Annotated in this window: 13 protein-coding genes; all 13 read right to left on the bottom strand. The window is 57.0% G+C overall.

Going from position 1 to position 14,284, the window contains the following annotated elements; translation table 11 throughout:
• Positions 1–63: 63 nt before the first annotated feature.
• Positions 64–1,152 (bottom strand): iron-containing alcohol dehydrogenase family protein, encoded by a 1,089-nt coding sequence (locus UC15_RS24405; protein ID WP_112291671.1) that lies wholly within the window; start codon positions 1,150–1,152, stop codon positions 64–66.
• Positions 1,153–1,216: 64 nt separating this feature from the next.
• A complete protein-coding gene (locus UC15_RS24400; RefSeq protein ID WP_112291669.1) occupies positions 1,217–2,071 on the bottom strand; it encodes a MurR/RpiR family transcriptional regulator in 855 nt (284 codons plus the stop codon).
• 2 nt (positions 2,072–2,073) lie between these two features.
• Positions 2,074–3,393, bottom strand: coding sequence for an MFS transporter (locus tag UC15_RS24395; protein ID WP_112291667.1), 1,320 nt, complete (start codon positions 3,391–3,393; stop codon positions 2,074–2,076).
• Between the two features lie 192 nt (positions 3,394–3,585).
• Positions 3,586–3,924, bottom strand: a complete 339-nt coding sequence (locus tag UC15_RS24390; RefSeq protein WP_013575718.1) for a hypothetical protein — start codon at positions 3,922–3,924, stop codon at positions 3,586–3,588.
• 116 nt (positions 3,925–4,040) lie between these two features.
• Positions 4,041–4,805, bottom strand: a complete 765-nt coding sequence (gene fhuF / locus UC15_RS24385) for a siderophore-iron reductase FhuF (protein ID WP_112291665.1) — start codon at positions 4,803–4,805, stop codon at positions 4,041–4,043.
• Between the two features lie 130 nt (positions 4,806–4,935).
• Positions 4,936–5,850: a dihydrodipicolinate synthase family protein gene (locus tag UC15_RS24380; protein WP_112291663.1), complete on the bottom strand. Its 915-nt coding sequence runs from the start codon at positions 5,848–5,850 to the stop codon at positions 4,936–4,938.
• A gap of 172 nt (positions 5,851–6,022) precedes the next feature.
• On the bottom strand, positions 6,023–7,630 hold the full coding sequence (locus UC15_RS24375; protein ID WP_112291661.1) for a gamma-glutamyltransferase family protein: 1,608 nt from the start codon (positions 7,628–7,630) through the stop codon (positions 6,023–6,025).
• Between the two features lie 28 nt (positions 7,631–7,658).
• On the bottom strand, positions 7,659–8,534 hold the full coding sequence (locus UC15_RS24370; RefSeq protein ID WP_112291659.1) for an ABC transporter permease: 876 nt from the start codon (positions 8,532–8,534) through the stop codon (positions 7,659–7,661).
• 1 nt (position 8,535) lies between these two features.
• Entirely contained in the window at positions 8,536–9,480 is a 945-nt protein-coding gene (locus UC15_RS24365; protein WP_112291657.1) for an ABC transporter permease, read from the bottom strand.
• 17 nt (positions 9,481–9,497) lie between these two features.
• Complete coding sequence (locus UC15_RS24360; protein WP_112291655.1) at positions 9,498–11,015, bottom strand: ABC transporter substrate-binding protein; 1,518 nt, start codon at positions 11,013–11,015, stop codon at positions 9,498–9,500.
• Complete coding sequence (locus UC15_RS24355) at positions 11,012–12,127, bottom strand: ABC transporter ATP-binding protein (RefSeq protein WP_112291653.1); 1,116 nt, start codon at positions 12,125–12,127, stop codon at positions 11,012–11,014. The genes UC15_RS24360 and UC15_RS24355 overlap by 4 nt, the downstream gene beginning before the upstream one ends.
• Positions 12,124–13,149 (bottom strand): ABC transporter ATP-binding protein, encoded by a 1,026-nt coding sequence (locus UC15_RS24350; RefSeq protein WP_369964681.1) that lies wholly within the window; start codon positions 13,147–13,149, stop codon positions 12,124–12,126. The genes UC15_RS24355 and UC15_RS24350 overlap by 4 nt, the downstream gene beginning before the upstream one ends.
• The gene (locus tag UC15_RS24345) at positions 13,139–13,873 is read right to left on the bottom strand and encodes a FadR/GntR family transcriptional regulator (RefSeq protein WP_112291649.1); all 735 of its coding nucleotides are present in this window, start codon (positions 13,871–13,873) and stop codon (positions 13,139–13,141) included. The genes UC15_RS24350 and UC15_RS24345 overlap by 11 nt, the downstream gene beginning before the upstream one ends.
• Positions 13,874–14,284 lie beyond the last annotated feature (411 nt).

Genomic DNA, 14,284 nt, shown 5'->3' with positions numbered 1-14,284 from the left:
CTTCGCAGGGGGAGGAGCAGAGTCATGGCCGCTTTAGCCCTATCGCTACGGGCATCCCAAAATCTAATTAATTTTCGCCCCAAGCCTCTCCACTCTTTCTACCGCACCTCTGACATCTTCAAATGTAATATCGCCTGGCATGTTCGCCATATCCGGCGTGCTCAGGCTCCGGTCGATAATCACCGCCAGATCCTGCTCCGTCAGCCCTGTCGCGATATGCGCTAACTGCGTCGGAACGGCACTGGCGCGGGCGAGGGCGATAGCGGTCAGCAACTCCTCGTCGCTGCGGTTTTCCAGTGCCAGCAGGCACAGATTGCCGTAACCCACCAGCAGGCCATGGGCGATGTGGCGGGTTTTCGGGCAGGCGGTGAAACCTTCATATAATGCGTGGGAAGCGCCAGTGTGGGCGCCGTTGCTCATGATGGAAGTCAGTCCGGCGTAGAGGAAAATGGCGTCGAGCACCTGTTCGAGAGCGTTGTTGGCTTTGCCGTCTTGTACGGCAAAACAGGCGTCGGCAGCGAAGTGTTCGATAAGCGTATAGCAGAGTTCACTGTTGGTGCGGGCGACACCCGAAAGGCCGGTAAGCTGACTGAGGTCGCTGATGGCGCGATATTCATACCATTTTGCCAGCGTATCGCCGATCCCCGCCGAGAGCCATTGCAGCGGGGCGGTGGCCAGTAAATCGGCGTCGATCACCACCGCAGCGGGGCCACAGGGTAGCGGCATCATGTCGCGGAACTCGCCGTCCTGATGATACCGGAACGCCAGCGACGTCACCGCTGAACAGGTGCCTGCAATGCTCGGTAAGGTTACTACCGGAATATTACAGGCCACGCCAGCCGCTTTGGCGGTGTCCAGTGCTTTGCCGCCGCCGGTGGCGATAATCACTTCCACGCCCTGCGTGCGGAACACGTCGGCCAGCCGGTTGATTTCCTCCTGACAACAGACGCCGCCGAAGATTTCACTGCCCAGATAACTGACCATCTGCTGCTCGAGCTGATCGGCGACTTTCGCCTCGACGCTGGCAATGGCGCGTTGGCCGCCCACTAACATTGCCCGCTGGCCTAAACGTCCGCACATCGCGCCCAGATGTTTAATGGCGCCGCGTCCGCGCAGGACGCTGGCAGGAAATACCAAACGATGGGTGAACATTCATGCCCTCATAAACCGGAGTGTTTTATGAAGTATAGAAGGCGCGCCGTGTAACGGAGGAATATCAGCGGCGGTGCTGTTGTACCGCCTCGTGAGTTTTGCGCAATGCCTCACGTGCGCCCGGCAGACGCTGCGCCACGCCGATATACAGGCAGTCGATAATCAGCAACTGGCTGGTGCGGCTGGCCATGGCAGCGGCACGAAAACCCATTTCGCGATTGCTGGTTCGCAGCACAACATCGGCTTTGCGGGCGACGGCGGCGCGACCATTGGCTGTAATCGCCAGTGTCGTTGCGCCGGCTGCTTTAGCCTGCGACAGGGCTTCCGCCACTCCGGCGGTCTTACCGGAGTGAGAAATCGCCAGCGCGACATCGCCAGCGGCAAGCTGACAGGCGCTCACCAGACTTTCGTCGGTGCTGCCGTAAGTCTGGGCGACAACGCCGATACGCCGCAGTTTCTGGCAGAAATCCTGCGCGACCAGCGCCGACGCACCGGCACCGTAAATATCAATCCGCCGGGCCTGCGAAAGAAACGCCACTGCTTGTTCGAGCGTCGCCGCGCTCAGTAATTGCGTGGTTTCATTCGCCCCTTTAACTTCAAATTCCAGCAGCTTTTGCAGGATTTGCTTAGGCGAATCGTTCTCGCCGATATTCGCGGCCAGCGGCATATCGACAGGCATCGGGCTGGAAGATTCTGCCGCTAACGCCAGCCGCAGCGCCGGATAGCCGCTGAAACCGAGCCGTTTGCTGGTGCGTACCACCGTGGCGGTGCTGGTTTCCGCGGACTTTGCCAGCTCCGTCACACCCATATTGGCGACGCCCGGCGGGTCGAGCCGGATCATCGTGATGATGCGCGTTTCCGCCGGAGAAAAGCTGCCCTGTAATGCGTTCAGTCGCGCCTGCAAATGGGTGTCACTCATGGTTATTCGTCCAGATCGCGTAAATGGTCGTCTTTGCGCAACGACATCAGTGCAAACAGGCTGACCACGCAGGTGGCGACCACGTAATACGCCGGAATATCGAGATTGCCGGTTTCTTTAATCAGGCCGGTGATGATAAGTCCCGCACAGCCTGAGAACACGGCGTTCGACAATGAATAGGATAATCCCAGACCGGTATAACGCACGCGGGTCGGGAACATTTCCGCCAGCATCGCCGGACCCGGACCGGCAATCATGCCGATCGTCGCACCGGCAATCAGCACCGCAATGCCTTTTGCCAGCAGGCTGCTTTCAGGATTTTGCAGCAGATGCAGCAGCGGGAAACTCAGCACAATCACCGCGAATACGGCAATCATCATCACTTTCTTGCGACCGATTTTATCGCTCAGCCAGCCGGAGGGCAGAATAGCCAGCGCGAAACCGACGTTTGCCAGTACGGTTGCTACCAGCGCCTGTAAAAATGTGGCGTGCAGCGAGGTTTGCAGATAAGAGGGCATGACCACCAGGAAAGTATAACCGCCCGCAGACCAGCCCATCATGCGCCCAATCCCCAGCGCGATGGCCTTCGCGGTGGCAATGGCAGAGGCTTTTTCCGCCGCCGTTTTCTGCACTTTCGGCTCTGCTTTTTTACTGGCGACAAAGTTTGGCGTTTCATCGAGTTTCAGGCGCAGATACAGCGCCACCAGCCCCATCGGCAGTGCCAGCAGGAACGGAACACGCCATCCCCAGTCTTTCATCTGCGCTTCAGGCAACGTCTGAACCAGCAACGCCACCAGCGCTACGCCGGTCAGCAAGCCCAGCGACACGGTAAACGATTGCCACGCGCCATAAATGCCACGTTTACCTTTCGGTGCAAATTCGGTCATCAGCGACACCGCTCCGCCAAATTCACCGCCCGCAAACAAGCCCTGGAACATGCGCATCAGGGTAAGCAACAGCGGGGCGGCCACACCAATCTGCGCGTACGTCGGCAGCAAACCAATGATCGCCGTGGCGAGTGTCATCAGCAGAACGACGGCAATCAGCGTCGGTTTGCGGCCAATGCGGTCACCGATGCGACCAAAAATGATCGCGCCAACCGGACGGCAGAAAAACGCCAGCGCGAACGACGCATACGTCAGGAGTAAACCGGTCATGCCGGTCTGGCCTTCCAGCGTGAAAAAGTTACCGGCGATGATTGTCGCCAGATAGCCGTAGACACCGAATTCATACCATTCGATAAAGTTGCCGACCGAACCGGCGACGAGTGCGCGACGTGACTGGCTGGCGCTGGCGACTGCGGGAGAAACCTGGCGGGTCATCATAAACCTCACAAGAAAAAGAAAAGGGCGGGCGAATTAAGATGTAAATAATTTTCTAAATTTCGGTGATTATTATGTCAATAATTTTCAAGTATTGAACAAAATAAAAGCGGGAAGTGTGGGGTCAGGCAGGTTTTTTGGCATAAAAAAAGGCTGCGCCTCGGAAGGCGCAGCCTGTTTAACGCGGGGCGATTACAGCGTGTGGATGTCGATGCCGTCACCAATATTGCTTTTCTGGTAGTAAGCCCTCGGGACTTCTACCTGATACTGTTTGTCAGCGTAAGCGACTTCCAGAATAAAACGTTCGTTCTCATAAGATTCCACCGGAATAAATCCGAAAAATCCTTCCGTGACGCTGATCGTCCGGGAAGACGGAATCGCGTAACGATGAACAATCCTTGCTCTGAGCGGTTCTTGCTTGCCAGTTAACGTATTCCATACGCGGTTAACGGGTTGCGCCAGAGAATCAATCACCTCTGAGGCCAGCGAGTTAAGAGCGGAGGGCCAGCTCTTCGGTGTTTTCATAGTCATGATAAATACCTCGTTGGTCTATATAACCCAATTCTTATAATTATCCGCTGCTAAGATCCAATCATTTTTTACGCTAAGTTTATTCAGGTTTTGTAAGTGGCTGGCAGATCTGCAAATTACTCCGCGAGAGTTTTACGTCTTTTGCCGGATTTTCGCTCTGCTAGCAATAACGGGCAGGAAGGACACATGGCGTGATCGGCCAGATCGTAGCGCAGACAACATTGCTTGCGGTATTGCGGGCTGTCAGGGTCGGAGGGATCTTCCGCACGCAGCGGCTGGAATAACGGATTTTTGCCGCCATAACGCAGCTCCCGCGACGCCATCAGTTGCATACCGTCAGAGATATCGGCATTGACCAGTTCCGCCTGTTTGACGCCCCAGCCGACGCGTATTGCGGCGTTGCTCCAGTAAATGCCTGGTTTCAGACCGGAGAATTCGGCCAGCGCTTCGCAAACAGGGCGTAATTGCTGCTCGATCATCACATCGAAACGCGCCATAGGCTCGGCAGACGTCAGCGCTTCGCCTTCGCCATCCAGATAAATCTGCGCCGGTAAGCCTTCTTCCTGCATACACAGATAGACATTTTCAGCGGCGATTGGCAGCTGCCAGCCATGGCGCAAGGAGACGATCACCCAGCTTGGCAGCAGCGTGGCGAAATACCATTGTGACCACATCGAGATCCGCGCCCGGCGTGTATCGCACTTCGCGGCATCGGCCGCATTGGCGTCCAGATAGCGTTTGAGCACGCTGGCACAACCTTCCGCCGTCGTAAGATGCGACATCGGCACGGCGTTAGTCACCAGCGGCGACATCGGTTTGAAAGTGTCGGCGACCCAGCTCACAGGCGTTTCGCGGAAACTGTCGAGGAGTGTTTGCATCATTGCGTTATGAAGTCATTCGGCTTGGTAAATCATGGGAATAGAGTAACGAATATTAAAGCGGAATAGTAATGATTTCGATTTAGATTGAGGGTTTTTGCCTCCCGCAGTTCAGGGGAGGCCGGGAGGGGGTTTAGCAGACGACGCTGACACCCGCTTGTTTCAAAATCTCACGCACAATTTTTTGTTTGTCATTGCTTAGCGGCAGCGCCGGTTTGAGTGAATGCACCGGCATTCCGCTGATGACCTGTGAAATGGCGTATTTAATGACGTTATAAATTGGCGTATCCAGCGTGTAAAGCGGCGGCAGAAATGACAACCGTTGTTGCAGTACGACGGCGGTGGCGAAATCTTTCTCTTTAAAGGCGCGGTAAATTCCGCAGGTCAGCTGCGGGGCGAAATTGGCGCTGGCGGGGATTGCACCATCGCCGCCGAGGATCAGCGTACCGAACAGATATTCATCGTACCCGGAGAACACCGCGAAATCAGGGCGCTCAGGTTTCACGGCCTGTATCGTTTCGCGGATGTGGTTCAGGCTTTCGACGGTGTCTTTCAGGCCGACAATGTTCGGGCATTCCAGCGCCAGACGTTTGATCAGACTGACGGGCAACGGCTGCCCGGTCAGCCCCGGATAGTTGTACATAATCACCGGTAAACCCGCGTTTTCAGCAATCGTGCGGTAATGCAGATACAGCGCTTCTTCAGTCACCGGATTGTAATAAGGATTCACCACCACCACGCCGTCCGCGCCGATGCTTTTCGCGTGCTGCGCGAACGCCAGCGTTTCTGCTGTGCCCGGATGCGCTGCGCCAATCAGAACGGGAACGCGTCCGGCAACGTGCTGAGTACAGAACTCCGCCACTTCGTGACGCAGCGCCTGCGACATATGCGCAAATTCCCCGGCACTGCCGAGAAAAAACAGGCCGTTTACGCCGCCTGCAATCGTAAAATCAATCAGACGCGCCATCCCCTGACGGTCAAGCTGCTCGTTCTCATTCAGGATTGTCGCGACAGGTGGGATCACGCCATGAAACAGTGGACTGGTCATACATTCGTTCTCCATATGAAAGTGCAAAGTACTCAACACTCCATTTATAGAACGCTGTTTCAAATTTTTATAGCGATGGGATCGAATTACAGTGATTTAGCGAATATTTGGAAGGGAAGTCACAAAGGCGGGTTAATTCCTTCCTCTCATAAAAGAGGAAGGAAAACCAAAACTACATCACCAGAGCCTGTCCGTCTTTGCGCGATTCAGTGCCCGCCAGATAACCGCCTGCCGGATTAGTGACAATCACCTGCGCGCCGCCGAACGAATGGCCGCCGAGCGGGTCTTCGACGATCAGCTCATGACCCATCGCGCGCAGTGCAGCCAGCGTGTTGTGATTGAAGGTCGATTCGATCGCCACCTGACGCCCGCCGTTGATACGCCAGCGTGGCGCATCTATCGCGGCCTGCGGATTTTGTTTATACAGCATCACGCGCAGCGCCATTTGCAGATGTCCCTGTGCCTGCATCGGACCGCCCATCAGGCCAAATGACATCAGCGGTTTACCTGCGGCGTCCTGGGCAAAGGCCGGAATGATCGTATGCAGCGTGCGTTTGTTCGGCGCGACACAGTTGGCATGTGCCGTGTCGAGAGTAAATCCGCAGCCACGGTTTTGCATGCTGAGACCGGTGCCCGGCACCACGACGCCGGAACCAAAGCCCATGTAATTCGACTGAATGAAAGAGACCATCATGCCGCTGGAATCGGCCGCCGTCAGATACACGGTGCCGCCCGGACGCGGTGCGCCGTAGGTCACGTCGCTGGCTTTGCTGCGGTCGATCAGTTTCGCGCGTTCTGCCAGATAATCGTCGTTAAGAAACAGTTGCGGATCGAAGAACATATGCTCGCTGTCGGTGATGTGCTGATCCAAATCCGCCAGCGCCAGTTTCATCGCTTCAATGCACAGGTGCGTGGTTTCGACCGAGTCCACCGGCTGGCTGCCGATATTCAGCTTATCGAGAATGCCCAGTGCAATCAGCGTGGCGATACCCTGACCGTTCGGTGGCAGTTCATGAACCGAGCCGCCCGCGAAAGACTGTTGCATGGTTTCCACCCAGTCGGCTTTGTGATTCGCCAGGTCGTCCAGCGTCAGCGCGCCGCCGTGGGTCTGACTGTGCGCCACCATTTTTTCTGCCAGTTCACCGCGATAAAACGCTTCGCCTTCAGTTTTAGCGATCAGCTCTAATGAATCCGCCAGTGCCGGATTACGGAAGATTTCACCGATTTTCGGCGCACGGCCCTCAGGTGCGAAACATTCCATGAAGCCCGGCTGGTTATGCAGTTTTTTGACCGCGATTTCCCACAGGCGGCCAATCAGCGGCGATACCGGAAAACCGTTACGTGCATAATCAATCGCCGGTTGTGCCAGCGTGGTCAGCGGCAGGGTACCGAAGCGTTTTGCCAGCGCCACCCAGCCGGAGACTGCGCCCGGTACGGTGACGGCATCCCAGCCGTAAGTCGGCACGGCGTCCAGACCTTTAGCGGCGAAATAGTCCGGTGTCCACGCGGCGGGTGAGCGGCCTGAAGCATTCAGTCCGTGGGCTTTTTTGCCGTCCCAGATAATAGCGAACGCGTCGCTGCCTGCGCCGTTGCCGCTCGGTTCAAGCACGGTCAGCGCGATAGCGGTGGCGATGGCAGCATCGGCGGCATTTCCGCCCAGCATCAGCATTTTCATACCGGCCTGTGCGGCCAGCGGTTGTGACGCGCAGACCGCATTAGCCCCCATCATCGACGGACGCAGGGTCGGATAAGCTACGTTAAAATCGTAATTCTCAGACATGTTTCTTCCTTAAAAAGCAGCAAACGGTTTATTCAGAACGCGGGTCGAGCGCATCACGCAGCCCGTCACCCAGCAAATTGAAACCCTGTACGGTCAGGAAAATCGCCAGACCGGGAAAAATCGACATCCACGGCGACTGCTCAAGGAAACTGCGCGCAGTATTAAGCATCGCGCCCCATGAGGCGTCCGGCGGTTGCTGGCCGAGGCCGAGAAACGACAGGCTGGCTTCGGTGATGATCGCCGAGGCAATCGCCAGCGTCGCCTGCACCAGAATCGGCGACAGCACGTTCGGCAGCACATAGCGCCAGAGGATCCAGCGGTCGGGCAGACCAATCGCCCGCGCGCCTTCAATGTATTCCTCGTTGCGGATACTCATCACCTGCGCTCGCGTCAGGCGGGCGAAAATCGGCATGGCGGAAAGTCCGATGGCAATCATCGCATTGCCAAGGCTTGGCCCGAGGAACGCGCCCAGCGCAATCGCCAGCACCAGAAACGGACACGACAGCAGCGCCTCAACCACACGGGAAATCACGCTGTCCAGCCAGCCCTGCCAGAAACCGGCGATAAGGCCGAGCGGCACGCCAATCACAATCGCGATAATCACCGACACACAACCGGCCATCAGCGAGGTGCGTGCCCCCCAGAACAGGCGCGATAAAATGTCGCGGCCCAGCTCATCGGTACCCAGCCAGTGCAGGGCGGAGGGCGCTTTACGCACCGCCATGAAATCAGCTTTGATCGGATCAAACGGTGAAATCCACGGCGCAAGTAAAGCCAGCAGGGCGAAGGTGACGACCAGTACTGCGCCAATCACCGCGCTTTTATTACGCAAAAATTTGCGCAGCACACGGTTAGGTTCGCGAATCGGGAGTGACGTTGTCACGGAAATCACAGATACGCTCATCTCAGCCTCTCCGCATACGTGGGTTGACCAGCACATACAACACGTCGGCCAGCAGATTCATCAGCAGAAAACCGACCGCGACCACCATTACCACGCCCTGAACAACGGCGTAATCACGGTTAAACACTGAATCGACAATCATTTTGCCAAAGCCCGGAATGGTGAATACCTGCTCGCTGAGCACCGCGCCGCCCAGCAGTTCGCCGAACAGCAAGGTGGTCAGCGTGATGATCGGCACCAGCGCATTGCGCAGCGCGTGTTTCATGATCACTTTTTTCGGCAGCAGTCCTTTGGCACGGGCGGTACGGATGTAATCGGCTTTCAGCACCGCAATCATCGCCGCACGCGTATGGCGCATCAGCGTGGCGGAAAGGCCGGTACCGAGCACCGCCGCAGGCAACAGCATGGTTTTCAGGTTTTGCAGCGGATCTTCTGAGAACGGCACGTAACCGGACGCCGGAAGCCAGTGCAGTTTCACCGAGAACAGCATAATCAGCAGCACACCCAGCCAGAAATGGGGGATCGAAATCCCCGACAGCGCCAGAAAATTGGTGCCGTTATCTATCCAGGTGCCTTTGTTCACCGCCGCCAGCACGCCCATGGTGATGCCGATGATCAGCGCCACAATCATCGCCAGCAGCGACAGTTCGAGCGTCACCGGCAGTTTGCTGGCGATCAGCTGTAACACCGGTTCCTGAGTGCGCAGCGAGGTGCCGAAATCACCGCGCAGCGCGTTGCCGACCCAGTGAAAATACTGGCTGGGGATCGGATCATTCAGATGGTATTGCTCGCGTAACTGCGCAATGACTGCCGGATCCCGTTCCTCGCCAGCCATCGCGGTGATCGGATCGCCCGGCAGCAATTTCTGCAAAGAGAACACCATCAGCGTGACCAGAAACAACGTCGGTATGGCTGAAATCAGCCGTTTCGCCACCAGTTCTAACATTGTCTTTCCTCAGGCAATTACTTGTTCAGCGCCAGACCCTGCAAACGGATCAGCCCGTCGGCGTAAGGCACGAAACCGGTCACTTTCTTGTTGATACCGAAAATGCGCGGTTCGAAGTACAGATACACCAGCGGATCGTCGAGGTTTTCCTGTACGACGACCTGTTTGTAGAGGGCTTTACGCTTCTCCACGTCGCTGGTCAGACGGGCTTCCTGCAACCACTGGTCAACCTGCGGATTGCTGTATTTACCATCGTTCAGACCGCCTTTGGTATTGAGGAACGAGAAGATATTACCGTCGGGATCCGGGCGTCCTGACCAGCCGGACATGCTCATTTTGAATTCACCGCTTTGCTGGCGATCCAGCAGCGTGGCGTATTCGGTCATTTGCAGATTCAGGTTGATGCCCGCTTCGCTGACCATCGCCTGAAGCACCTGCGCAACCTGCTGGGACGTCGGGTTGTTGGCGACCAGGAAATCAATGGTCAGCGGCGTTTTCACACCGGCTTCCGCCAGCAGCGCTTTGGCTTTTTCGATATCGCGTTTTGGCACCGGAATGTTGGCGTGATACGGGCTGGCAGGCGAGAAGGCCTGATTCGCCGGCGTGTACTGCCCCTGGAACACCACCTGATTCAATGCGTCGCGGTCAATCGCCAGCGATAATGCCTGACGTACACGGGCATCTTTCGCCAGCGGTGTATTGGTGTTGGCGGTGCCGTTGGCGAGGTTAATTGTTAGCCCCATATACCCCAGGCCGGTGGTGCTGGCCAGTTGCAGATTGCTGTCGGCTTTCACCGTGGCGGTGTCGCTGGCGGCAATGCCTTCGGTGATATCCAGATCACCTGCACGCAGGTTAGCCAGGCGCACGGACGCATCAGGGATCGGCAGGAACACCACTTTATCGAAGTGATATGCGCCTTTGTTCCAGTAATTCTCAAACCGTTTCAGCACGATGCGATCCTGCTGAACGCGGCTGACAAACTCATACGGACCGGAACAGACCGGATGCGCGGCTACATTGCCCTTGGCCGTTGCCTCTGGCGCCATCATGGTGCCCGCGCGGTCAGTCAGTTGCATCAGCAGCGCGGCATCCGCCGTTTTCAGATGGAAAACCACGGTGTACGGCGCGGTGACTTCCACGGATTCAACCGAGGACAGCTCACTTTTACGCAAAGAACCCGGCAGCGTCAGATAACGTTCGATGTTGTATTTCACCGACTGCGCATCGAATTTTTCGCCGTCCTGGAAAGTCACGCCTTCGCGCAAATTCAGGGTCAGCGTTTTGCCATCCTCGCTGTACGCCCAGTCTTTCGCCAGACCCGGAACGATTTGCAGATGCTGATCGACATCCACCAGCCGTTCGCACATGGCGCTGAACACGAAACGCCCGTAATAGGTGCGCGCCGTGGCCGGATCCAGCATGTCAGGATCGCTGCCAAGGCCGATACGCAGGGTGCTTTCCGCATGGGCGAGGCCCGCAGACGTCAGCAACATGAAGGCCGGAATGCAGGCAGTTAAGCGGGGTGCAAATTTCATGGTCGGGTTCCCAGAGTTGATGTCGGAGTGGAAAGTGAAAGCCGGTTCTGGCTCGCTTGTTCAAACAGCGCACGCCGTAAGGTGAAAGCGGCGGACGGCGGCGGAACCAGCACCGAAGTGCGATCCCGTTGCAGTTCGCTCCAGCGGTGGCAGGCCACCATGCGGTTGTCACTGACGGTTTCAAGTTGCGGCTCCACCAGTCGACATTCGTCGGTGGCGTAGGCGCAGCGGGTATGGAAACGGCAGCCGGTCGGCATATTGGCCGGATTGGGCATATCGCCCTGCAGCAGCGGCACCGGACGTTTCACCCCCGGCGCGAGCTGTGGCGCGGAAGCGATCAGCGCCTGGGTATACGGATGCAGCGGCTGGTCGAAAATGTCATCGGTGCTGGCGAGTTCGACGATTTGCCCGAGGTACATCACCGCCACGCGGTCGCTCATATGGCGGATCACCGCCAGACCGTGCGCGACGACGATCATCGTCAGGCCAAACTGCTGTTTAAGATTTTCCAGCAGATTGACTACCTGCGCCTGTACCGACACATCCAGCGCCGACACCGGCTCATCACCCAGCAGCAGTTTTGGCGATGACGCCAGCGCACGCGCAATGCCGATACGCTGGCGCTGACCGCCGGAAAACTCATGCGGATAACGGTTACTGAATGCGGCGGGCAGGCCGACGGTGGTCAGCAGTTCGCGCACTTTGGCCTGCCTGTCCGCTTTGCCGCTGACGATGTTGTGCAACCACAGGGGTTCGCCAACGATTTCTTCTACCGTCATGCGCGGGTTGAGCGAGGCAAACGGATCCTGAAAAATGATTTGCAGGTCGCGGCGCAGCTTTTTCATCTGGTCAGCAGAAAACTGTTTCAGGTTTTCGCCTTCATAAAACACGTCGCCGTCGGTGGCGCTGAGTAACTGTAATAAAAGACGTCCAAGGGTCGATTTTCCCGAGCCGGATTCGCCGACAATCGCCAGTGTTTCGCCATGCCAGACGCGCAGCGAAACGCGATCCACCGCCTGCACGATTTTGGGTTTCGTGAACAGCGTTGAAGGGCCTTTGAAGACTTTGGTCAGCCCGGCGGCTTCCAGAATGGGGCGGGGTGCGAGACTCATGCGCAGGCTCCTTCAGCGGACAGGGCAAAAAAATTTTCCAGCGGCGCATAAAAACAGGCGACGTGGTGCGAAGACTGATGCAGCGGACGCAACGCCGGACGTTCCTGATGGCAGCGCGCATCGGCAAACGGACAGCGCGTCGAAAAGCGGCAGCCTTTCGGCATATCTTTCGGCAGCGGTACGGCGCCGGGAATGGTGGAAAGCGCGCCCTGACGCGAGGCCAGCGACGGCATCGATCCCATCAGCCCGATGGTGTACGGATGCTGCGGATTATTGAAAATATCGGCCACCAGACCCTGTTCGACGATTTGTCCGGCATACATCACCGCCACGCTGTCAGCGACTTCCGCCACCACGCCGAGGTCATGGGTGATCAGCAACAATGCGCTGCCGGTTTCCTGCTGAATGCGGTTGAGCAGGGCGAGGATCTGCGCCTGAATGGTGACGTCCAGCGCGGTAGTCGGTTCGTCGGCAATCAGCAATTGCGGACGGTTGATCAGCGCCATCGCAATCATCACCCGCTGGCGCATACCGCCGGAAAGCTGGTGCGGATAAGCGTCCATCCGCAATTCCGGCGCAGGAATTTGCACCTTTTTCAGGATTTCCAGCGCCTGCATTCGTGCCTGTTTTTTATCCGCACCCTGATGACGCACTACGGCTTCAGCCAGCTGATCGCCGAGTGTCAGCGCCGGATTGAGTGAGGTCATCGGTTCCTGAAAAATCATCGCCAGCTCCTGACCGCGCAGGTCGGCGTACTGGCGTTCAGATAGCCCGAGCAGCGAGGTGTCATTCAGGCGGATATCGCCCTGCAACACATTGGCGCTGGCAGGCAATAGCCCCATCAGCGCGAGCGATGTCACGCTTTTGCCGCAACCGGATTCCCCGACCAGCGCCAGCGTTTTTCCGGCTTCCAGCTGCAAGGAAATACCGTCGAGCACGGTCGCGGGGGAGCCGGAAAACTGCACCCGCAGGTCGCTGATATGTAACAGCGGCGTGACGGGTTTGGCCGGGTCAGTCATCAGTAAAATCCTCGTCATCATCATTCAGGGTGGAAAGAAACGCCTGTTGCAGCGCCAGAAGGTGCTCGCGCATGACTCTGGCGGCCTCTTTGGGCTGGCGTGCGGCGATGTGTTCTACGATGCGCTCATGGTGATCGTCGTAACGGTTCAGGCGCTCCTGATTTCGTGCGGCGTTACGCACCGCCAGCCAGCTCGGATCACGGCGGATTGCATCGACGGCATCGAACAATCCAAGTAACAGCCGGTTTCCGGCGGCATCGGCAATCGCGCGGTGAAATGCGCTGTCCCACAGTTCAATCTGATCCGGATCGCCGCGTGACATGGTTTTCACCTTGTCGAGCAAACGGCGCATCAGCTGGATCTGTTCCGGCGTGGCGCGCAGTGCGGCGTATTTCGCCAGCCCCGGTTCGAGCTGCAAACGCGCTTCCATCACTTCCTGCAAGTTCGATTGCTTCGGTAACGTCTGCAAACTCAGCGGCTGCGCAGGACCGTTCGGCCCGATAAACGTGCCTTTCCCCTGTTTGCGCCACACGCGGCCTTCTTCTGCCAGCACATCCAGCGCCCGGCGGATTTCACGGCGGCCAACGTTAAACATCTGCATCAGATCGCGTTCCGCCGGTAACGGCTGAGTCTGATCGGGATGCTGCTGTATCAGCTGACGCAGCTGTTCCAGTGCTGAGTTCGAGGTCCCGTTAGAAGGGGGCAGCGCCCCGGAATTTGTTGGCATATTTCAGTTTCCCGCTGGGAATTAAATCGTTAATCAGTCCTTTGCATTTTCTGAACCAATTTTTTAATGGTTCGTGAGAAACTTAGGCAGAACGGGAAATTTGTTTTTAATTTCAAACGACTAAAAATTACACACTTTAATTGGAAGATCGCTTTCAGTATTTATAAGGTGTTGATATCTGGCTGATATGCACACGCGTGGTGCGTTAAATTAATGTTAACGGATCGTAATGGTGCGTGGTGTGGCGGTATGAGAAGTAGATCAAATAAGCGTAATAAGTTGGCTAATGGTTCGCTATATGGTTGCTTCACCAAAGAAGGAAAGGGTCGGGCGGGGTAATAAGGAATAATTCGCAAGTCGTAGCGGACACGGGCAGTGGTTTCGTCTGCAAGTTTGTGAGTACTGGTGAAG

The organism is Rahnella sp. AN3-3W3 (assembly GCF_003263545.1).
GTDB classification, from domain to species: Bacteria; Pseudomonadota; Gammaproteobacteria; order Enterobacterales; family Enterobacteriaceae; genus Rahnella; species Rahnella variigena.
This window is presented reverse-complemented; position numbering and strand designations above follow the sequence as displayed.

Excerpts from the sequence above, each read along its gene's own strand:
- UC15_RS24405 (WP_112291671.1), bottom strand. The coding sequence starts at position 1,152 with ATGTTCACCCATCGTTTGGTATTTCCTGCCAGCGTCCTGCGCGGACGC.
- UC15_RS24400 (WP_112291669.1), bottom strand. The coding sequence starts at position 2,071 with ATGAGTGACACCCATTTGCAGGCGCGACTGAACGCATTACAGGGCAGC.
- UC15_RS24395 (WP_112291667.1), bottom strand. The coding sequence starts at position 3,393 with ATGACCCGCCAGGTTTCTCCCGCAGTCGCCAGCGCCAGCCAGTCACGT.
- UC15_RS24390 (WP_013575718.1), bottom strand. The coding sequence starts at position 3,924 with ATGACTATGAAAACACCGAAGAGCTGGCCCTCCGCTCTTAACTCGCTG.
- fhuF (WP_112291665.1), bottom strand. The coding sequence starts at position 4,805 with ATGATGCAAACACTCCTCGACAGTTTCCGCGAAACGCCTGTGAGCTGG.
- UC15_RS24380 (WP_112291663.1), bottom strand. The coding sequence starts at position 5,850 with ATGACCAGTCCACTGTTTCATGGCGTGATCCCACCTGTCGCGACAATC.
- UC15_RS24375 (WP_112291661.1), bottom strand. The coding sequence starts at position 7,630 with ATGTCTGAGAATTACGATTTTAACGTAGCTTATCCGACCCTGCGTCCG.
- UC15_RS24370 (WP_112291659.1), bottom strand. The coding sequence starts at position 8,534 with ATGAGCGTATCTGTGATTTCCGTGACAACGTCACTCCCGATTCGCGAA.
- UC15_RS24365 (WP_112291657.1), bottom strand. The coding sequence starts at position 9,480 with ATGTTAGAACTGGTGGCGAAACGGCTGATTTCAGCCATACCGACGTTG.
- UC15_RS24360 (WP_112291655.1), bottom strand. The coding sequence starts at position 11,015 with ATGAAATTTGCACCCCGCTTAACTGCCTGCATTCCGGCCTTCATGTTG.
- UC15_RS24355 (WP_112291653.1), bottom strand. The coding sequence starts at position 12,127 with ATGAGTCTCGCACCCCGCCCCATTCTGGAAGCCGCCGGGCTGACCAAA.
- UC15_RS24345 (WP_112291649.1), bottom strand. The coding sequence starts at position 13,873 with ATGCCAACAAATTCCGGGGCGCTGCCCCCTTCTAACGGGACCTCGAAC.